General features: G+C 48.9%; 19 protein-coding genes. 5 read left to right on the forward strand and 14 right to left on the reverse strand.

The genetic code is table 11. The annotated features are described in order from the left end of the window. Positions 1–2 precede the first annotated feature (2 nt). The 4 genes from ACRJJO_RS01965 to ACRJJO_RS01980 all read right to left on the reverse strand — a co-directional run bounded on the left by ACRJJO_RS01965 (position 3) and on the right by ACRJJO_RS01980 (position 1,484). The gene (locus ACRJJO_RS01965) at positions 3–170 is read right to left on the reverse strand and encodes a rubredoxin (protein ID WP_404361265.1); all 168 of its coding nucleotides are present in this window, start codon (positions 168–170) and stop codon (positions 3–5) included. Positions 171–296: 126 nt separating this feature from the next. Next, entirely contained in the window at positions 297–647 is a 351-nt protein-coding gene (hypA, locus tag ACRJJO_RS01970; protein WP_431064297.1) for a hydrogenase maturation nickel metallochaperone HypA, read from the reverse strand. Beyond that, positions 640–876, reverse strand: a complete 237-nt coding sequence (locus ACRJJO_RS01975; RefSeq protein ID WP_341328889.1) for a HypC/HybG/HupF family hydrogenase formation chaperone — start codon at positions 874–876, stop codon at positions 640–642. Before ACRJJO_RS01975 ends, hypA begins: the two co-directional genes overlap by 8 nt. A gap of 20 nt (positions 877–896) precedes the next feature. After that, a complete protein-coding gene (locus ACRJJO_RS01980; protein WP_431064298.1) occupies positions 897–1,484 on the reverse strand; it encodes a HupE/UreJ family protein in 588 nt (195 codons plus the stop codon). 200 nt (positions 1,485–1,684) lie between these two features. Between ACRJJO_RS01980 and hypE the strand changes: the two genes are divergently transcribed. Further along, positions 1,685–2,710, forward strand: a complete 1,026-nt coding sequence (gene hypE, locus ACRJJO_RS01985) for a hydrogenase expression/formation protein HypE (protein WP_431064299.1) — start codon at positions 1,685–1,687, stop codon at positions 2,708–2,710. Positions 2,711–3,183: 473 nt separating this feature from the next. Here the strand turns inward: hypE and ACRJJO_RS01990 are convergent, their stop codons facing one another. The 7 genes from ACRJJO_RS01990 to hypB form a co-directional block, all read right to left on the reverse strand. Further along, on the reverse strand, positions 3,184–3,858 hold the full coding sequence (locus ACRJJO_RS01990; protein ID WP_404361269.1) for a response regulator: 675 nt from the start codon (positions 3,856–3,858) through the stop codon (positions 3,184–3,186). Between the two features lie 145 nt (positions 3,859–4,003). Next, positions 4,004–4,159: a hypothetical protein gene (locus tag ACRJJO_RS01995; protein WP_431064300.1), complete on the reverse strand. Its 156-nt coding sequence runs from the start codon at positions 4,157–4,159 to the stop codon at positions 4,004–4,006. Between the two features lie 169 nt (positions 4,160–4,328). Then, on the reverse strand, positions 4,329–4,646 hold the full coding sequence (locus tag ACRJJO_RS02000; RefSeq protein WP_431064301.1) for a hypothetical protein: 318 nt from the start codon (positions 4,644–4,646) through the stop codon (positions 4,329–4,331). Continuing rightward, positions 4,643–4,822 (reverse strand): hypothetical protein, encoded by a 180-nt coding sequence (locus ACRJJO_RS02005; RefSeq protein WP_431064302.1) that lies wholly within the window; start codon positions 4,820–4,822, stop codon positions 4,643–4,645. The genes ACRJJO_RS02000 and ACRJJO_RS02005 overlap by 4 nt, the downstream gene beginning before the upstream one ends. Positions 4,823–5,364: 542 nt before the next feature. Beyond that, complete coding sequence (gene hypF, locus ACRJJO_RS02010) at positions 5,365–7,638, reverse strand: carbamoyltransferase HypF (RefSeq protein WP_431064303.1); 2,274 nt, start codon at positions 7,636–7,638, stop codon at positions 5,365–5,367. Positions 7,639–7,658: 20 nt separating this feature from the next. Continuing rightward, positions 7,659–8,783: a hydrogenase formation protein HypD gene (hypD, locus tag ACRJJO_RS02015; protein WP_431064304.1), complete on the reverse strand. Its 1,125-nt coding sequence runs from the start codon at positions 8,781–8,783 to the stop codon at positions 7,659–7,661. Between the two features lie 9 nt (positions 8,784–8,792). Beyond that, on the reverse strand, positions 8,793–9,650 hold the full coding sequence (hypB, locus tag ACRJJO_RS02020; protein WP_431064305.1) for a hydrogenase nickel incorporation protein HypB: 858 nt from the start codon (positions 9,648–9,650) through the stop codon (positions 8,793–8,795). Positions 9,651–9,843: 193 nt separating this feature from the next. Between hypB and ACRJJO_RS02025 the strand changes: the two genes are divergently transcribed. Further along, on the forward strand, positions 9,844–10,284 hold the full coding sequence (locus ACRJJO_RS02025) for a VOC family protein (RefSeq protein WP_431064306.1): 441 nt from the start codon (positions 9,844–9,846) through the stop codon (positions 10,282–10,284). Positions 10,285–10,357: 73 nt separating this feature from the next. Here ACRJJO_RS02025 and ACRJJO_RS02030 read toward each other — a convergent pair whose 3' ends face one another. Then, positions 10,358–10,765 carry a ketosteroid isomerase-related protein gene (locus ACRJJO_RS02030; protein ID WP_404361276.1) on the reverse strand — a complete coding sequence of 136 codons (408 nt, stop codon included), beginning with the start codon at positions 10,763–10,765 and terminating at the stop codon, positions 10,358–10,360. Positions 10,766–10,970: 205 nt separating this feature from the next. Between ACRJJO_RS02030 and ACRJJO_RS02035 the strand changes: the two genes are divergently transcribed. Further along, on the forward strand, positions 10,971–12,092 hold the full coding sequence (locus tag ACRJJO_RS02035; RefSeq protein ID WP_431064307.1) for an aminotransferase class V-fold PLP-dependent enzyme: 1,122 nt from the start codon (positions 10,971–10,973) through the stop codon (positions 12,090–12,092). Between the two features lie 143 nt (positions 12,093–12,235). Then, entirely contained in the window at positions 12,236–12,922 is a 687-nt protein-coding gene (locus tag ACRJJO_RS02040; RefSeq protein ID WP_431064308.1) for a metallophosphoesterase family protein, read from the forward strand. Positions 12,923–12,982: 60 nt separating this feature from the next. Here the strand turns inward: ACRJJO_RS02040 and ACRJJO_RS02045 are convergent, their stop codons facing one another. Both ACRJJO_RS02045 and ACRJJO_RS02050 read right to left on the reverse strand, forming a co-directional pair. Continuing rightward, a complete protein-coding gene (locus tag ACRJJO_RS02045; protein WP_431064309.1) occupies positions 12,983–13,297 on the reverse strand; it encodes a pyrimidine/purine nucleoside phosphorylase in 315 nt (104 codons plus the stop codon). A 212-nt stretch (positions 13,298–13,509) separates the two neighbouring features. After that, the gene (locus ACRJJO_RS02050; protein ID WP_431064310.1) at positions 13,510–13,893 is read right to left on the reverse strand and encodes a hypothetical protein; all 384 of its coding nucleotides are present in this window, start codon (positions 13,891–13,893) and stop codon (positions 13,510–13,512) included. Between the two features lie 328 nt (positions 13,894–14,221). Here ACRJJO_RS02050 and hrpA point away from each other — a divergent pair, with 328 nt between their 5' ends. Continuing rightward, positions 14,222–18,112 (forward strand): ATP-dependent RNA helicase HrpA, encoded by a 3,891-nt coding sequence (gene hrpA, locus ACRJJO_RS02055; RefSeq protein WP_431064311.1) that lies wholly within the window; start codon positions 14,222–14,224, stop codon positions 18,110–18,112. The last annotated feature ends 401 nt before the right edge of the window (positions 18,113–18,513 follow it).

The raw sequence follows: 18,513 nt of genomic DNA on the forward strand, positions 1-18,513 counted from the left end.
ACTTAGAGTGGCTCGAAAGCGCTTTTTTCAGCTCCGCACTCAGGGCAAACCCAATCATCAGGAATATCATCCCAACGAGTACCTGGGGCGATTCCGCTATCCGGATCGCCTAATTGCTCGTCGTAAATATGTCCGCATTCTAAACATTGATATTTTTTATAATCGGCCATGAAGTTACCTTAATTAATAGTGAGTAAAATAGTCGTGCCAAAAACAATTTTCTATGAAATACCGATAGTGATTTATTTATAACTCAATTAGCTAAGCCAAAGCAAACATGAGTTTTAACATAACAATCAAGCCAAAGTATCCAATTCAAGCCTTTCGAGAATCATTTCGCTGCCGGCAGTAAGCCGAGTTTCCCGACTTTGGCAGATTGGGCAATAGAGCCGATTAGCTGGTACCTCCGACTCGATGCCGCACTGTTCACAGACGATTTGCGCCGCTTGTCGTTCAATAATCAAAACGGCACCATCGGCTATCGTATCGACGCGATTGATTTCAAAAGCACTTTGCAACAATAAAGGCTCTACACCCGATAAAACACCGATTTTAACCGTGATGCTGGCAACTTTTGTCGCTTGATTTTGCCGTGCCAGACTTTTTACCTGATCCAGCAAATCCTCGCATAGCGACAGTTCATGCATGCTCCGCATCCTCGGTCAGCATTTGATCGAGTAATTCCCAGGTCGATCGTGCTTCTTCTGCACTGATTTTCTGGATTGCGTAGCCGACATGGATGAGAACATAATCGCCGATGGCTATCGGCTCATCCTGCAGTAGAAACAAACTGACTTCTCGTTCGATGCCTTTGGTCGAACAAACAGCGCGACTACCGTTAATAGAGGCAATTTGCATAGGAATGGCAAGACACATGAGAATTCCTGAAATGAGTTTTAAATTGTGGCAGTGGCTAGGTAAAGTCCTGCGGTCGCAATTGCGAGCCCCCCGGCTCTAGTCAACCAAAGCTGGCGTTTAATTAGCACGGCCATCGTAATGCCGAACGCATGGACTAGTGAGGTCGCTGCAATGAAACCGGCGCCGTAAAATAAAGGCGATGCGGCTTGCGGCATTTCCAATCCGTGCGCGTAGCCATGAACGCTTGCGAATAAACCGGCGATCAGTATACCGGCGGCGATTGGTAAACGCACCGAAAACATTAATATAATACCTAAAAACAATACCGTTGCGGCAATGGCTAATTCCAACAAAGGTAGGACCGGTCCATACGAGGCCAATAATGCCGCCAGGCTCATCGTACCGACAAAAGCGGCCGGCAAGCGCCATAGCGCTTTATGACCCAATTGTACGGCCCAAATGCCAATTGCCAGCATCGCCAGCAAATGATCGACGCCTATGAACGGATGGATGAATCCTTCGGCAAAACCCGCGCCTTCCGCGCCGAAGGTATGGGCTTGAGCCGCATTACCGTAAGCGAAGAACGCGGTGATTCCGATAATTGCATTGATTGACTTTTTATTCATGTCACACCTTTTCGGCTAATTTGAGGATAAAACTTAGTGCTTGTAGTAAAAAAACCAGTTTAACGCTCCAGGGCAATTGATTTTATAACATGCTAGTATCTTGGCGGCAAAAGCAGTTAATAGAGTCGTGATTGTTGAATGGCTTTACGGCTTGCGCATCCTAAAAAACACACCCACCTAAGATTTTTACTAAAGTCATCATGATAACAGAACATTCATTTTCCGATACCTACATTACGCTTGCACATGGTAATGGTGGACGTTTCATGCGCGAATTGATCGAGCATTTATTCGCCAAATATCTCGATAATGCCTGGCTCGATACCCGGGCCGATGCGGCCGCCATGCCTTTCGACGAACCGGATGGTGAGTTGATGATCACGACGGACGGTTTTACGGTCGATCCATTAGAATTTCCCGGCGGTAATATCGGTAGCCTGGCTATCCATGGAACAGTGAACGATTTGGCTGTGGCAGGCGCAACGCCGCGTTACTTCAGTCTCAACGCATTTATCGAAGAAGGCTTGGAGATAGTCGTGCTTGATCGGCTTATTCGAAGTATGGCTGAAGCTTGCCGAGAATGCGGCGTTGATATCGTAGCCGGCGATACCAAAGTATTACGCCGGGGGCAGGGCGGCGGTGTTTATTTTGCCGTAACCGGGGTCGGACAGCGTAGTCGATCGATTAATCTGGGTATTGATAATATTCAGGCCGGCGATTGCATTTTGCTTAGCGGAACTGTCGGCGATCATGGTTGTGCCGTGTTGTTGGCGCGGGAGCAATTCGGCTTGAGCGGAACGTTAAAATCGGACGCGGCAAGTGTGTTCCCAGTGACGCGTGCATTGCTGGATCTGCCCGGGTTACGATTTATGCGCGACCCGACCCGAGGCGGAATAGCGACTGTCGCGCACGAAATTGCCTCGGCTGTGGCCGACACGGTCAAACTGGTCGAAACGGCGATACCGATTAACGAACAAGTCAAAACCGTCGCCGAAATCCTAGGTTACGACCCTTATTATTTAGCCTGCGAAGGGAGGGTAATGGCCGTAGTCAGTGCCGGCGATGCCGAAGAAGCGCTTAAAAGAATGCGTAGCGCGGGTTGTAGCGATGCGGCGATTATCGGCGAAGTTCATGCCGGTAGGGCCCAGGTGATTTTGGAGACGGCGTTAGGCGGAGAACGAATACTAGAGGAGCTTGAAGACGACCCACTGCCGCGGATATGTTAGGTCTTCGAGCTGTCAAACATACCTTAGGAATATGCACAAAATAACTTATACAAGCAGAAGGTTTTTGGCGGTTTGATGACTCGCTTGACAGGACGCCGTGAATACGTCCGTGTAGGCTCGACGGCGGAATCTGATTGCCATGGATGGCATGAATGCAGATTTTGCAGGAGCAAAAATCTGCCCTGCCGCCGACGCCTGCCGGTCGAGCAACCGCGCCCTCTTCGGAGCCGACATTTTCTCTGCCGAGCTTTGTATATCGAAAAATTAGATATAAAGAGTCCAAATCTACGAACTTTCACAGTAACCAATGGGCTATGGAATTTAGGCGCTGGGTGAATACGTCCTTATTTACTCAACGAAATAAAAGATGAATCGTTTTGGTTATGAGTCGTGGTGTTGATAGGTTTCACAGATCGTAACGTGAAACGTTTCAATCACTTAATCCCGCAATATACCGGCCAGTCGCGCAAAATTTAAGTATTTTTGCCGTTTTCCAACAAATATCCCAACCCTCTTATAGTTCTGATATTGACTTCGAAAGGCTTTAGACGTTTACGTAAACGGTGTATATAGACTTCTATGGCATTATCGCCTAGTTCATCTCCGCCAGTCGATAAACGCTGAGCGATTTTATCCTTACTGACTACGTATCCGGCCTGTAGCATAAGCGTTTCAAGTACGCCATATTCGCGCTGAAACAAAATCAATGGATCTCCGTCGACTAGAACTTGGTGCTCAAGGGTGTCGAGGGTTAGCCTGCCAACCACAATATCTTTACTAAAACCGCAGTAACTTCGACGAATTAGAGCATGGACGCGTGACTCCAATTCCCTGCAATCGAATGGTTTCACCATGTAATCGTCCGCGCCGCGCTTAAGCCCATCAATTCGGTCGTTTAATCCGTCTCGAGCCGTTAAAATCAAGATGGGAACCGTATCTTTGCGCATTCTCAGTTTCCATAAGATTTCGCTGCCGTCCATGTCGGGTAATCCTAAATCTAGTATCAACAGGTCAAAGTCTTGCGCGAGCAAAGCGCCTTCCGCATAACTTCCGTTCGGTGCACAGGTGACATCATAGCCGGATCGGGAGAGGGTATATGCCAATCCATCCGCCAGAACGGCATCGTCTTCTACGAGTAAGATTTTCATGGTTTTGATCGCGCTGTAAATTACATTGTTTCCTCGGTTGCTCGTTAACGAGCCAACGGGTGTTTTTTGCCGTTCTTTCTTTGGTCGTTGTAGGTTTAATCCCCCGGAATTTCCGGAGGATTAAACGTCATCTATCGTTTCTCCTTTAGTTAGTTTTAGGATTCGGCCGTTCCCAGAATCGGCTGGCCAATAAAGCTTTCATGATGCTCATTTGATCGCCGAAATGCTTGATCGCGAGTACCGGTATTTGAGCTTCGGCAATGACCTGCGAGGTTACACGACCCAAGAGAATAGTTGTCACCTGACTGCAGTCGCGTGAGCTAAGCAATCGGCGGAAGGTTCTGAAAAATCGAGCAGAGCAACTATTTTGCTAATATCGGAGCCGCCTAATCCTTCTTGAATATGTTTTTTAATAGTTCTCATAAATTGCTTGCAAAATATCAAGTTAACAAATGCCCGACTTGATTACCCTAAGCACGTAGGAAGCCATTCGGCAATAGTATTAAGTCTTGGTTACCTTGGGCGTTTTGCTTAGCGCCTAATGAAACTTCGGTGATTTTCAGGTGGCTTCTGCGAATGAAAGGAATCGGATTGAAGCTTTTTTGCCGGTTTAACCTAGGGTTGTAACGTTTCGGAATGACGGCTTCATTGATTTGGTTGCCGTCGATAAAGGTTTTGAAAGCGGCTTGATTCAAGCCGGTAAAGAGTTCCGTTTTAATTAGTACTTTGTCGGCTGAATAACTTTGACGTAAGGCCTTGCATGCTTTTTTGAATTCTGGATTCTTCAAGGACTGAAGCAATTCGGTCTTTGAAAAATACAAAAGGTCGATGGACAATCGGAAAGAAATCGGCAATGCGTCAAAACGAAATACAGCTTGTCGTCTCCGGCGTTAGCTAGGGTATAGTTGACCAAATTCAGCGATTCCACCGAAAAATCGGTCGGAATCAAGATTGTTCTTTTCATATTCAATCCTTTTAAAAATGGGGCAAGCTCATGTTATTGATTAATACTTTCACATGCCTTTCACCAAGCTTTCGCGAAACTTTCTTGAAACTTTCGTGAAACTTACGCAGCGAGAATAAATGTGTTGCGGCTTGCAGAATTTAAGGGATTTAAATCGAATGAACCCGGAGGTAACTATTTTTTTAAAAAAGAGGGTGACCAAGTGCTAATGGGCTTTAAATGCAGGGAACTGATCAATTAAATGCGGAGTGCTGTCTTGCAAAGGCAAAGGCCTTGAACATAAAAAGAGCAGTTAGCATATGTTACAGACCGTTCGTGCTGAACTAAGTCGAAAGGAGAACAGAAAAGTCCGAGTTGATTTGTTAAGCTGTTCATGGCTCAACAGGCTCACTACGAATGGCTTAACTTAATGGCAGTAAAGTGCGGGGGCTAGTCAGTTTTTGCGTGAAATCAGAATAAGTCAAACTGTATCGGGTCAGCTCTAAATTGTCATTAATCCAGTGACTATCGCTACGAAAAGTATAGAGTTTGTCGACAATGGTTCAAACCGAGCAGGCTTCGATGATTTGTCCGTAACTGATGCCGGCGTCATTGGCGGGTAACCGTTCCGGTAGATAAACCTCGAAGCCTTCCTGTTTCAAGTATTCTATCGCCAATTCGGTCAATCGCTTATTTTGAAACACGCCGCCGCAGAGACCAATCCTGTCGATTCGGTGCGTTGTTCTAATCCGGATAGCCTGGCCTCGGATCGTTTCGGCTAGACTTGCATGAAATTGACCGGCTCGTTCCTGTTTAGATAATTTCTTATTCTGCAGCATTGCCAATAAAGGCGTCCAGTCGCTCCGCCAAATACCGTTTCCGTTTTGTTCCAAGGGCAGCATTGGCCCCGGTCCGCTATCGGCGCTCAAAGCTTCCAGTTCCATCGGAGCTTGGCCGTCGTAATCGGCTTTCGATACCAGCCCTAGCAATGCCGATGCGGCATCGAACAATCTACCGGCGGAACTGCATAAGGGTGCATTGAGCTCGTGTTGCCAAGCTTTTTTCAAGAGTTCGGTAGGGAATGGGCATTCTTGCCATTCCCGGCCGCATTCCCAAAATAAAGCCGCTGCGCTTCGCCACGGTTCGCGACCAGCTTTGTCGCCGCCGGGTATTCTGAAGGGTTTTAAAGATCCCGCGTGTCGCCATTCCCCGGGCTTGCCCAATAACGCTTCGCCTCCCCAGATCGTGCCGTCTTCACCGTAGCCAGTCCCGTCCCAGGTAAAAACCAGCATTGTTTCGAATAAGCCGTATTCGCCGGCTAATGCCGAGGCATGGGCATGATGATGAAATACTTGCGTTACTGGAAGTCCCGATTGTTCGGCCCATCGGCTCGACCTGTAATTAGGGTGCGCGTCGCGAATGACTTTTCTGACGCTTATGCCGTAGAGCGTTGCGAGCTCGTTTATGGTTTGTTCGAAGACTTCCTGACTCCGCCTCGATCCGAGGTCGCCGATATGCGGAGATATCACGGCGCGGTCGTCCCAAGCCAATGCTATGGCATTTTTCATGTGTCCGCCCACTGCAAGCACCGGCTCTTGTAACGTAAACGGGAGTGTCATTTCCAAAGGTGCACAGCCGCGGCCCAGTCTAATCGGTCTCATGCTACCGGCAATTTTTCTGAAGACCGCATCGTCCGCCGGTCTCAATATCGGACGGTTATGATGTAAAAAAGCATCGGCTACCCGGCTTAACCGCCTCTCGACTTCATCTCCGTCGGTCATGACGGGTTCGCCGCTGATATTGGCGGATGTCGCAACTAACGGACCGCCAAAGTCGGCGCTTAATAGATGATGCAATGGGCTATAAGGCAGCATGATGCCGATTTCGGTGATACCGGGCGCGACGGATTCGGCCAGTGGACTGCCGTTTCGTTTCTCGACCAAGACGATAGGACGGAGCGGGTCTTGCAATAAAGTCAATTCTGCCGGGTCGGGTTCTGCGTATTCCATCACGGCTGTTAGACCTTTTGGACCGCGACAAGGAAGGAGAACCGCGAGCGGTTTGCAGGCGCGTTGTTTTCGTTCTCGCAAGCGTTGGACTACTGCCTCCGAGCTTGCATCGCAGATCAGGTGATAACCGCCGATTCCTTTGACCGCAACGATTGCCCCCGCACGTAAGGCTTCGATACAGGCGGTCAAGGCCTTTCCGGTATCCGAAATGGGTTTTTCGCCGGGGATGTAAAAAGTCAATGACGGTCCGCAGACCTGGCATGCCAAAGGTTGAGCGTGAAATCGCCTGTCCAGGCGATTTTCGTATTCTTTTCGACAGTCGGAACACATCTCGAATTCGGCCATCGCGGTGTTGACGCGGTCATATGGCAGTTTTTTGATCAGCGTGTAACGGGGTCCGCATTGCGTGCAATTGATGAACGGGTAACGGTAACGGCGCTGTTTCGGTTCATTCAATTCGGCAAGACAGTCGCCGCATAAATAATAATCCGGCGGTATGTGAATGGCAGAAGCCGACTCGGCAATGCTATCGAGAATCGAAAACGAATCCAGGTCGTCGGGCTCGGCGGTTTGCCAACTTGCGAGTGTCGGTTTTGCGAGAGGAGGGGCGTTATCAATGAGACGTTCCATGAACCGGTCGATCCGGTTCGGCTCGCCTTGTATCAAAATTTCAACGGTACCGGTCCGGTTGATAACCCAACCGCTTAAGTTTAATTCATGAGCCAAACGACATACGAAAGGACGAAAGCCGACGCCTTGCACTTGGCCGGCGACTATCAAGCGGCGCGCATCGGTTTTGCAAGAAGAAGGTGTTTGAATGGGTTTCAATACAAGGCGGGTTCAGCAAATTAAGTGCAGGTTGTTTTTTCGTGTTCGGTTGATTGAGTCCTGATTCCCGACGACCACCAAATTCGGCAGGCGCCTTCATCGGAAACCATGCACGGCCCAACCGGCGAGCGCGGCGTGCAGGAGGCGCCGTAGAGCTTGCAATCGACCGGCTTGATGCGTCCCAGCACGACTCTCGCACAGTCGCAGCCCGGCGGCATCGTACCGGCATTTTTTCTCGCATTTTCGGCATGAACGGGAAAACGAAGCCGGGCGTTATGCTGTGCATAGCCGGCGCTAAGCTCAAGTCCCGATGCCGGTATGATGCCGATTCCTCGCCAAGGGGCGTCAATGATCGTCAATGTGCTTTCGATTAATCGGCGGGCAGTTGGATTGCCATGCGGTTTAACGACTTGTTCGTAGCAATTATCCAAAAAAATTCGGCCGTCGAGTTTTTGTCGTAAGACAGAATAAATCGCCGCCAATAAACTGTCTGGCGTGAAACCGGCAATCGCGGCCGGGAAGCCGTGGCGGTCCACGACGAATTGCCATTCCTCAGGCCCCATCACGGTTGAAACATGGCCCGGGGCTATCAGCGCATCGAACGAGGGCGTTTCATAGTCGAGTAGCATTGCAACCGCCGGCCACGTCAGGCGGCCGCTCATTAGCAGCAATAAGTTATCGGGGATGCCTTCGGCGAGCATGCCGGCGACCGGGGCGCAAGTTGTTTCGAAACCGGCGACGAAAAACACGACGGTTTTACCGGGTTCGGATTTCGCGATTCGAACCGCTTCGGAAGGCGAGGCGATCGGGCGAATGTCAGCGCCGGCGGCTTTGGCTTGTTCGAGAGAGCGTACTGATTTGCTCGAAACATTGACCGGCACGCGCAGCATATCGCCGAACGCCACGACGATGCTATCGGGTTCGTTCAAGCCGATTTGTATCGCTTGATAAATATCTTCTTCCGGACAAATGCAAACCGGGCAGCCGGGGCCCGGAATCAGATCGATCATGTCGGGCAGGGCGCTTCTGAGTCCCGCCATCGAAATCGAACGCTCATGACCGCCGCAAACGTTCATGATGCGCATCGGCGAGGTCAAAGGCAGTGCGCGGATTTTATCGAGCCATTGTCGTGCGTCGAGTGCCATCGGAAGACCTCAGGCTGGTGCGCCGGCTTTAACAACCGGGCGAAAGCGGACTTGCGCCGGATCGGCGTGTAATAGTTGGCCGTCGCGCTGGACGTTCGGGCGTGTCGTTTGTTGTTGTGCCAGTTTATTTCGATGCGCTTGGAGTTGTTGGTGCAGCCAATCGATCCAGGCATCCAATCCGGAATCGTCATTTTGCCGAGAAGATAGGTTAAACACCGGCGCTTTACTGGCTAAATTACGTAGTGCTTGTTCGGCCCTTTCCGGTGAAAAATCGTCGAGAAACGGCAATAAGTCGGTCTTAGTGATCAGCATCAAATCCGCCGCTCGGAACATGACAGGATACTTGGCCGGTTTGTCGTCGCCTTCGGTCGTCGAGAGCAGGGTGACGTTCAGATGATGGCCTAAATCGAAACTGGCTGGACAAACGAGGTTGCCGACATTTTCTATGAACAAGATATCGATAGACGACAAGTCGATATGATGGAGGGCATCGTGAACCAGATGCGCATCGAGATGACACGCAGTCCCTGTCGTGATTTGATGCGCAGGTACGCCATGCGCGCGAATTCTGGCGGCATCGTTCTCGGTTTCAAGATCGCCTTCGATTACGGCCAGACCTAAAGAACCGTTCAGTCGCTTGATCGTCGCTTCGAGCAAGGCGGTTTTGCCCGAGCCGGGCGAGGACATCAGGTTGATCGCCAAGACCTTCCGGGCATCGAAATGGCTCCGGTTATGTTCGGCTTGGCTATCGTTTTTGGCGAGTAAATTTTTCAGCACCGTGACCGTCGTGGTACCGTTAGTCGGTTTTTCCGCTAAAACGAAAGGACGATTACCGGGCGTGATATTACAACCGCAGGTATTGCACATAGGGATAGCCTCTGTAACTTCTAAAAAGTGCATAACTATGTTATATGAGCACCATGAATGGCACAAGCCGATAATAGCACTTCGGTGGTTTGAGGGTATTCAAAATTCGGCAATTTTGAGTAAGGTTGGAAGGTTGAATCTCAGAGTGGAATTCCCATAAACTCGTCTATTTAAAATATAAGGAGTCAACAACATGCGTTATTTACACACGATGGTCCGGGTTCGCGATTTGGACGAAGCATTGGATTTTTATTGCAATAAGCTCGGATTGATCGAAACCAAGCGAATGGAGAGCGAGCCGGGCCGCTTTACGCTCGTTTATTTGGCGGCGCCGAAAGATAAGGAGCAGGCCGAGATCCAAGAGGCGCCGTTGTTGGAATTGACCTACAATTGGGACCCTGAGGAATACACCGGCGGCCGCAACTTCGGCCATTTGGCTTTCGAGGTCGACGACATTTACGAAACTTGCCGAAAATTGATGGATGCAGGCGTTACGATTAATCGGCCGCCTCGGGATGGTCATATGGCTTTCATTCGCTCGCCGGATCAAATTTCGATCGAGTTACTGCAAAAAAGCGAGCCGCTGGAGTCGAGAGAACCTTGGGCGTCGATGCAAAATACCGGAACGTGGTAATCAGGTCCGCCGGATTTGGAAATTTAGGCATTCGATTCCCGCGCCGGGACTCGGGAATCGATTGAAAGCCGAATTAGCTATTAACTTGAGCAATCCAGTCTTCCAAGTTGTAATAATTGGAAATGCGAGCGACTTTGTTATCGCGGATTTCGAAGAAGGCGCCCGCAGGCAGTCTGTAAGTTTGTCCGGCAGCTTCCGGTAAGCCTTCGTCCGTTTGTAAGTATTCGCCCAAGACAACGAACTCCGCGGCGGCGCGTTTGCCGTCCGGGGTGGCCATGATGACCATGTCGACCAATTCTTCCTTGTAATTATTGTTCATGCAAGCCATGAACTGCGTAAAGGCTTCTTTGCCGATTTGGCGCTCGCCTTGATTGATATCGTGAATGACGTCATCGGTCAGCAAGTTTAAAAAGGTATCCATGTCGCCGGCATTGAAAGCTGCGTAGTATTGTTGAACTAGGTTAATGGTATCTTGATTCATAATGGCCTCTAGGGATTAAAAGGTGATTTTTATAAAACCGGCTATTTTATCGTTGTATTGGTTTTTACGCCATAGAATGCATGGCATTCACTTTCGATCGGGTCTGATTCGGCGGTGACAGGCGCGTCTAATTGACGCAGATGCTTGCATTACGGCAGTTGCTTGTTTAGTCTTCCCTGGGACATTACTAGAACGGACTTGACGTATGAATCATCCTGAATTTCCATTGGCCGAGGAATTAATTTATTTAAACCATGCTGCTGTTGCTCCGTGGCCACTACGGGCATGCAATGCCGTAAAAGCATTTGCCGAGCAAAATACGCAGTTCGGTGCTTACCATTACCCCGATTGGCTCAAAAAAGAAAACGAGCTTCGCGGTCAATTTCAAGCTTTGTTGAATGCGCCTTCGTCTGACGATATCGCGTTGGTTAAAAATACGTCAGAAGCGCTTTCGTTTGTCGCTTACGGCTTGGATTGGAACGACGGCGACAATATCGTCTCGACGAACGAGGAGTTTCCTTCGAATCGAATACCCTGGCAATCCTTGGCAGGACGGGGCGTCGAATTTCGCCAGGCAGACTTGAACGGTACTTACGCCCCGGAAGAGGCCCTATTTGCATTAGTCGACAACAATACACGCTTATTGACCGTGAGTTCGATAGAATTCGCTTCCGGTCTGCGACTGGATTTGGAAAAAATAGGCCGTTTTTGTAAAGCCAACGGGATTCTTTTTTGCATCGATGCGATTCAAAGTTTAGGCGCTGTTGAATTCGATGTGCAAGCCTATCAAGCCGATTTTGTGATGGCCGACGGTCATAAATGGATGTGCGGCCCCGAAGGCTTGGGGGTTTTTTACTCTCATCCGGCCGCCCGAGCGCAATTGCAATTGACTCAGTTCGGCTGGCACATGGTTAAACATATCCACAACTATGAAAACAAGCCCTGGGAAGTACATCCCGGCGCGAAGCGATTCGAGTGCGGTAGTCCCAATATACTGGGCATTCATGCCTTGTCGGCCAGTTTGTCATTATTGCTGGAAACCGGTATGGATTATGTTGAAGCAGCGGTTATCGGCAATGCCGATCGGCTTGCCGAAGGCATTATGCAAAATGAACGCTTGGAATTGATTAGCCACCGAACTCGTAAATTAAAATCCGGCATTGTTGTATTTAGACATAAAACACTGTCGAATAAACTGTTGTTCGAGCAATTGCAAGCCTGCGGTATCGTTTGCGCATTGAGAGGTCAAGGAGTCCGCTTTTCACCGCACTTTTATCATTCGGTGAAAGAAATCGAGCGTGTACTGGATAGCTTATCTGGATTGTAAGGGGCTTTTATTTAGACCTATTACGCTTCAATTTAATCGGCAAAGGGTGTTTAGGAATTTCACTTGCTTGAAATACCTCCGCACGTCAAAATCGGCTACTTTTCTATACCAAGAGGTTTCTTCAAAATGTCTATCGATATTCTATGAGCCGGAATAATAGGATTTTATTTGCCGGAGATCCCCATGGAGATTTTCAATCCTTGATTGATTCGGCGATTGCAAACAGACCTGATGCAGTAGTTTTATTAGGCGATTGCGACCTTGAACGGCCTTTGGAGCACTATCTACAAAAGATAATCGCTTTGACACGAATTTGGTGGATTCCAGGCAACCACGATTTCGACTTTCCACGCCGTTATCATTATCTTTTCAACTCCGAATTGGCCGAATACGGCCTTCATTTGAAAGTCCATGAAATCGCCGGGCTTCGAATAGCCGGTTTAGGCGGAATATTCCTTGGACGCATCTGGTATCCGCCACAAAAGCCCCGATGGAAAAACAAAGCGCATTATCTCGCTAACCAGTCCGGGCATATTAAAAAAAATGGATTATCGCTTAAATTAAAATCAGCGATTTGGCATGACGAAGTGGAATCATTGAAACGCCTTAAAGCCGATATCTTGGTGACGCATGAAGCGCCAGGTTGCCATGAATACGGTTTTAGAGTGATTGATGATATTGCCAAGGCCATGGGGGTAAAAAAAATTTTTCATGGGCATCAGCATGACAGTTATTACGCAAAGCTACCTTATGATATCGAAGTCTTCGGGGTTGCCGACCGGAGTGTTGTCGATCTTTCCGGTAGAGTCTATCCGGTAAAGACCGACTAAGCATTGATTTGATGATGATTAAATATTGGGAAGAGTAATTGTTATTTGAATCCGCGCGCGTTATTTGAAATAAGAGCAGCAATAATCGGTAGGGCTTTTGATGTTGATTTGAAATTGCGAATTCGCAGGAACATCGAACGATTCGCCACCCTTAACATTTAGCCATTGCTCAGAGTCCGGCAATAAAACCTCAAGTTCTCCGTCGATTATCTCCATCAATTCTTTATCGGCGGTGTTAAAAGTGTATTCTCCCGGCAACATAAAGCCTAAAGTTTTGATACTACCGTCGGCAAATTTAACGGTACGACTCGTAACATTACCGTTATGGTAGACGTTAGCTTTTTTGATGACAGAAACATTATGGAATTCCGACATAGCGATCCTTTATTATGCACAGTAAAAAGGACGCAATTTTAGCAGACTTTTTGGGCTGTTCTAAATTAAAAAGTAGGTTTGCTTGCGGAGAGCGGAGTCTCAGGAGGGAGTTACACGGGATGGGGGTTTGGCTGCAAGAACCCTATTGAAATCTTGCGGTTTTGGTCAAGCTTGGGCAACCTGCAGTCGCCCAAGCGCCGGTTTAACGTAAATTAATATTCGGCTTTAACTTCTTGGTAGCCTTTAATTGCTTCGATTAAAGAAGCCTCGGCTTGAGCTTTGTCGCCTTTTCTGACGGCTCTACGTGCTTTTTTCAAATGACCTGCAGCTCTAGTTCTTTTGACATCCAATCTGCCAACTTCAATGCGCTTAGAGTCTTGACGCGCTCCTTTAATCAGCTCCAGTACAGTTTCGTCAGCTTCGCCGTTTTTCAGTGCAGCCAAAGCATCCTCTGACTTTTGCGCGGCGCCTGCAATAGATGCGGCGACTTCTTCCGGCGTTGCATTTTCAATCTTTCCTGCGGCCATGACTTGAGTGAAGCTTCCTATGGAAAAAGTGACGGCGAGAGCGATGACGATCTGTTTTAAAAATTTCATGTTCTAGTTTACCTTTTGTGAGTTAATAATTTTGGCTATTGCTAAAACCTCGGGATTACGAACGCGGGTAAGACGCGTGTTCCGCAAACCTGATGCGCATATAGAGCGTCTTGTCTAACTTTAGCCAATGTAGGGCCTTGCCATGAGCAAGCCTCATGATATGACCTTACAAAATCCATAGTAACATACTCAGAAATATTTACTTAGTAATTCTTACAATGGATGCCAAAATCATGCTTTGATTCATAAATTAATCAAAGTAAACTTGGCCAAATCTCTAAATGATCAAGTTTAACGTTATAATGCTAATTTTTATCGCCTAAAGCGAATGTCCATACACGCACAATTCAAACAACTTGCCCATCGATTACCGGAATGTCTGAATCAAGACCGCCATCGCCTTAAACGCCAACTCGACCGTTTGCGCCAAGATGCCAAAAATGGCAAGGTCCCGTCCGACAAACTCACTGACTTGAGCGGCCGCATCGAACAATCGGCAGCATTGTTTTCGAAACGGCGCGCGTCGATTCCCGCCATCTCATTTCCCGATTTGCCGGTCAGCGGCAAAAAAGACGAAATCGCGCAGTTGATTCTGGACAATCAGGTCGTTATCGTCTGCGGCGAGACCGGTTCCGGCAAGACCACGCAGTTGCCGAAAATCTGTTTGGCTATCGGCCGAGGTTCTGCCGGCTTTATCGGTCACACGCAACCGCGCCGCATCGCCGCGCGCACGGTTGCGGACCGCATTGCCGAGGAGTTGGGCGAGCCGGTCGGCAAATCGGTCGGTTATAAAGTTCGCTTTCACGATCAAACGCGCAAGGAATCGCTGGTCAAATTGATGACCGACGGTATTTTGCTGGCCGAAACGCAAAACGATCCGTATCTGAATCGGTACGATACGATCATTATCGACGAGGCACACGAGCGTAGCCTGAATATCGATTTTCTACTCGGTTACATGAAATGGCTGCTGCCGAAGCGTCCCGATCTGAAATTGATCGTCACGTCGGCGACGATAGACCCGGAGCGTTTTTCGAAACATTTCGCCGATGCGCCGATCATTGAGGTATCTGGTCGCACCTACCCGGTTGAAATTCGCTACAGGCCAATAAACCAGATCGAGGAAGATGACGAAACGACGGCCGATCTGCAACAAGCGATTCTCGATGCCGTCGACGAACTGTCGCGCGACATGCGCGGCGATATTTTGATATTTTTGAGCGGCGAGCGGGAAATACGCGAAACGACCGAATCGCTGCGCAAGCATCATCCGACCGGATACGAAATTCTGCCGCTGTATTCGAAATTGAGCGTCGCCGAACAGGAGAGGGTATTCAAGCCGAAAGGCGGACAGCGCATCGTGCTCGCGACCAATGTAGCCGAAACGTCGTTGACGGTGCCGGGCATTCGCTGCGTGATCGATACCGGGCACGCGCGTATTAGCCGTTATAGTCATCGCAGCAAGATTCAACGTCTGCCGATCGAACGCATCTCTCAGGCCAGCGCGAATCAAAGAGCAGGGCGCTGCGGCCGTGTCGCCGAAGGTATCTGTATTCGCCTGTATTCGGAAGAAGATTTTCAAGCACGCCCGGTGTTTACCGAACCGGAAATTCTGCGCACAAATCTGTCGTCGGTGATTCTGCAGATGATTGCGCTGAACCTCGGCGATATCGAGGATTTTCCGTTCATCGAGCCGCCCGAGGACAAGATGATCCGCGACGGCAAAACGATGCTGCATGAAGTCAATGCGCTCGATAAACAGGGTAATTTGACCGAAACCGGTAAGCAACTGGCCATGTTGCCGACCGATCCTAAATTGGCCAGGATGCTGTTGGCAGCTGCCGAGTATCAATGCCTCCATGAAGTATCGATTATTGTCGCGGCGTTGAGTATCCAAGATCCCCGTGAAAAACCGGCCGACAAGATGCAGCAAGCCGATGCGAAACATGCCGTTTTCCGTCATGAAGAATCAGACTTTCTGACCTTGCTGAATCTATGGAATCATTTCGAGGAGCAGAAAAAGCATCTGTCGAACAACAAGCTTCGCAAATATTGCAAGGATCAGTTTATATCCTATGTCCGCATGAAGGAATGGTTCGACATTCATGCGCAGATCATGCAGGTGATCAAAGGCGAGTTGAAGCTGAAGCCGAACATGATTGAGGCCGGTTACGGCGAAATTCACCGTGCATTGCTACCGGGCCTGTTGTCGAATATCGGCTTCCGGCACGAACAATACGAATATCTCGGCGCGCGCGGACTCAAGTTTTTCATCTTTCCGGGTTCGGGACTGCACAAGGCGCGTCCGAAATGGATCATGGCCGCCGAGCAGGTCGAAACCAGCAAGGTTTATGCACGCACGGTCGCACGCATAGAACCGGAATGGATCGAAGCCTGTTCCGGACATCTGGTCAAGCGTAATTATTATGATCCGCATTGGGAGAAAAAGGCCGGTCGTAGCGGCATCTACGAGCGCACGCTACTGTACGGTTTGACTTTGCGGGCGAAGCGCAAGATTCCATACGAACACGTCGATCCGAAGGCGGCGCGCGATTATTTCATTCGTTTCGGTCTTGTCAATCAGGATTATCAAACCTATGCGCCGTTCTTCAAGGCCAATCAGCAATTACTCGAAGAAGTCGGCTACATTCAGCACAAGGGCCGGCGCGTCGATTTGATCGAGGACGAGGAATGGTTGTATCAGTTTTACGACAAAAAAATTCCCGAATCGGTCGTCAACGGTATTACGTTCGATCAGTGGCGTAAAAGCGTCGAGCGCGACAACCCGAAATTTTTGTTCCTAACCAAGGAGGATTTGACGCGGGAACAGGATAATTTCATCAACGAATGGGATTTTCCGGACAGCAAGAAAGTCGGACGCCTAACCTTCGCTTTGCAATATCGCTTCGAACCTGGTCACGATGAAGACGGCGTGACCGCGGTCATTCCGGTACATCAACTCAATCAAGTGAGCGCGCAACCTTTCGATTGGTTGGTGCCGGGCATGATCGAGGAAAAAATAATCGCGTTAATCAAGTCGTTGCCGAAACAGCTACGCAAGCATTTCGTGCCGGTGCCACAAACGGCCAAGCAGTGTCTCGAAATCGAGCCTGATTTTAAAGGTTCATTATATGAATGGCTCGGTATGCGCCTGCGCAAATTGACCGGCGAGGCGATCCCGTTGACCGAGTGGCATCCGGAAACCCTGCCCGAGCACTTGACGATGAATTTCCGCATCGTCGACGAGCACGGTAAGTTGCTCGACTACGGCCGTGATCTAAAAAAACTGCAGGATAAATATGCGGTCGAGGCCGGCGAAAGTTTCGACAAGAAGGCCGCCGATGAATTGAATTTCACAGGCTGCATTCAATGGGCCTTCGATGATTTGCCGGAAACCTATGAATTCATACACGAAGGTCAGTCGTTCATTGGCTTCCCTGCAATCGTCGACGAAGGCGATTCGGTCGGCGTCAAGATTTTCGATACGCGTGAAAAAGCCGACCGATTGCACAGAGCCGGTTTGACCCGGTTGTTCCAATTACAATTGAAAAAGGAAAAAACTTATCTGACGAAAAATATGCCACATAAGCCGGCTGCGGAGCTCTTCGTCAATCAATTACCGGATCATCCGCTGTTGAAGGACTATCACGGCATTTCATACAAGGAAGACTTGCTCTATACGGTGTTTTCGGAATTGTTTGTCGGTGACCGTTCGATCAGGTCGCAGTCGGCTTTCGAACAGAGCATTCGAGAGCACAAAGGCGAACTGATTTCGTTTTCGAACGAAGTGGGCAGAATCGCGCTGGACATCGTCGAGATTATTGTTGCGATCAAAAACCGGCTATCTCGTTTGCAGCAAGACAACGCCTCGGTCATCGATATTAACGAACAGTTGAACCTGATGATTTATTCGGGATTTATTCGCAATACGCCGCTGACGCAACTCAAGCAAATACCGCGGTATCTGAAGGCGATCGATTACCGTCTCGATAAAATCGCCGGCGATGCGCCGAAAATTCCGCTCGTGCAGCGTTATTGCACGCGCTACTGGAAAGATGTCGCGAACCGGGCCAAGAAAACCGTCGTGCTGCCGGAACAAGAAGCGTTCCGCTGGATGCTCGAAGAATTTCGCGTGTCGGTGTTCGCTCAGCAACTAAAAACACCATATCCTATTTCGGAAAAGCGCATCGAAAAAGCCTGGGATCAGCAGCAATCCTAAAATCGGTAGTTTAACCATGAAGTTCATAAAGTAATTCAAAGGTTGCCGGACATCCTCTCTAACCTCTCGGATGAGCGAAAGTTTTATACAAACGCGTAACGAGTTATTAAATTAAACTTCTTATTCTTCATGCTCTTCGTGGTGAAATGCTTTTTCAAGCGTAATGGTTCGGTGTCGTTACGTGAGTAACGTTTTGATCTGAAATCGAATCAGAACCGGCTTGAAAAAAACCAGTATTTCTCTGTCAACAATTTGCTTGTGATATCGGTGGTTTTCGAATTCCATCCTTGCAGTCAAAACTTCCGCAGTGTATGGCGCAGTATAGTTGCAATGGGAATGGCCAGGGCGATCCAAGAAACCACATCCAATACACCGTCACCCATCAGCGCAGCGATGAGTCC

It is taken from the genome of Methylotuvimicrobium sp., assembly GCF_050611805.1.
Taxonomy (GTDB): domain Bacteria; phylum Pseudomonadota; class Gammaproteobacteria; order Methylococcales; family Methylomonadaceae; genus Methylotuvimicrobium.

What these genes read in the sequence shown, in the direction of transcription:
- hypA (WP_431064297.1), bottom strand. Translation starts at nt 647, where the DNA reads ATGCATGAACTGTCGCTATGCGAGGATTTGCTGGATCAGGTAAAAAGT.
- ACRJJO_RS02035 (WP_431064307.1), top strand. Translation starts at nt 10,971, where the DNA reads ATGAATCATCCTGAATTTCCATTGGCCGAGGAATTAATTTATTTAAAC.
- ACRJJO_RS01980 (WP_431064298.1), bottom strand. Translation starts at nt 1,484, where the DNA reads ATGAATAAAAAGTCAATCAATGCAATTATCGGAATCACCGCGTTCTTC.
- hypD (WP_431064304.1), bottom strand. Translation starts at nt 8,783, where the DNA reads ATGGCACTCGACGCACGACAATGGCTCGATAAAATCCGCGCACTGCCT.
- ACRJJO_RS02030 (WP_404361276.1), bottom strand. Translation starts at nt 10,765, where the DNA reads ATGAATCAAGATACCATTAACCTAGTTCAACAATACTACGCAGCTTTC.
- ACRJJO_RS01975 (WP_341328889.1), bottom strand. Translation starts at nt 876, where the DNA reads ATGTGTCTTGCCATTCCTATGCAAATTGCCTCTATTAACGGTAGTCGC.
- ACRJJO_RS02025 (WP_431064306.1), top strand. Translation starts at nt 9,844, where the DNA reads ATGCGTTATTTACACACGATGGTCCGGGTTCGCGATTTGGACGAAGCA.
- hypE (WP_431064299.1), top strand. Translation starts at nt 1,685, where the DNA reads ATGATAACAGAACATTCATTTTCCGATACCTACATTACGCTTGCACAT.
- ACRJJO_RS01965 (WP_404361265.1), bottom strand. Translation starts at nt 170, where the DNA reads ATGGCCGATTATAAAAAATATCAATGTTTAGAATGCGGACATATTTAC.
- ACRJJO_RS02045 (WP_431064309.1), bottom strand. Translation starts at nt 13,297, where the DNA reads ATGTCGGAATTCCATAATGTTTCTGTCATCAAAAAAGCTAACGTCTAC.
- hypB (WP_431064305.1), bottom strand. Translation starts at nt 9,650, where the DNA reads ATGTGCAATACCTGCGGTTGTAATATCACGCCCGGTAATCGTCCTTTC.
- ACRJJO_RS01990 (WP_404361269.1), bottom strand. Translation starts at nt 3,858, where the DNA reads ATGAAAATCTTACTCGTAGAAGACGATGCCGTTCTGGCGGATGGATTG.
- ACRJJO_RS02050 (WP_431064310.1), bottom strand. Translation starts at nt 13,893, where the DNA reads ATGAAATTTTTAAAACAGATCGTCATCGCTCTCGCCGTCACTTTTTCC.
- hrpA (WP_431064311.1), top strand. Translation starts at nt 14,222, where the DNA reads ATGTCCATACACGCACAATTCAAACAACTTGCCCATCGATTACCGGAA.
- ACRJJO_RS02040 (WP_431064308.1), top strand. Translation starts at nt 12,236, where the DNA reads ATGAGCCGGAATAATAGGATTTTATTTGCCGGAGATCCCCATGGAGAT.
- ACRJJO_RS02005 (WP_431064302.1), bottom strand. Translation starts at nt 4,822, where the DNA reads ATGAAAAGAACAATCTTGATTCCGACCGATTTTTCGGTGGAATCGCTG.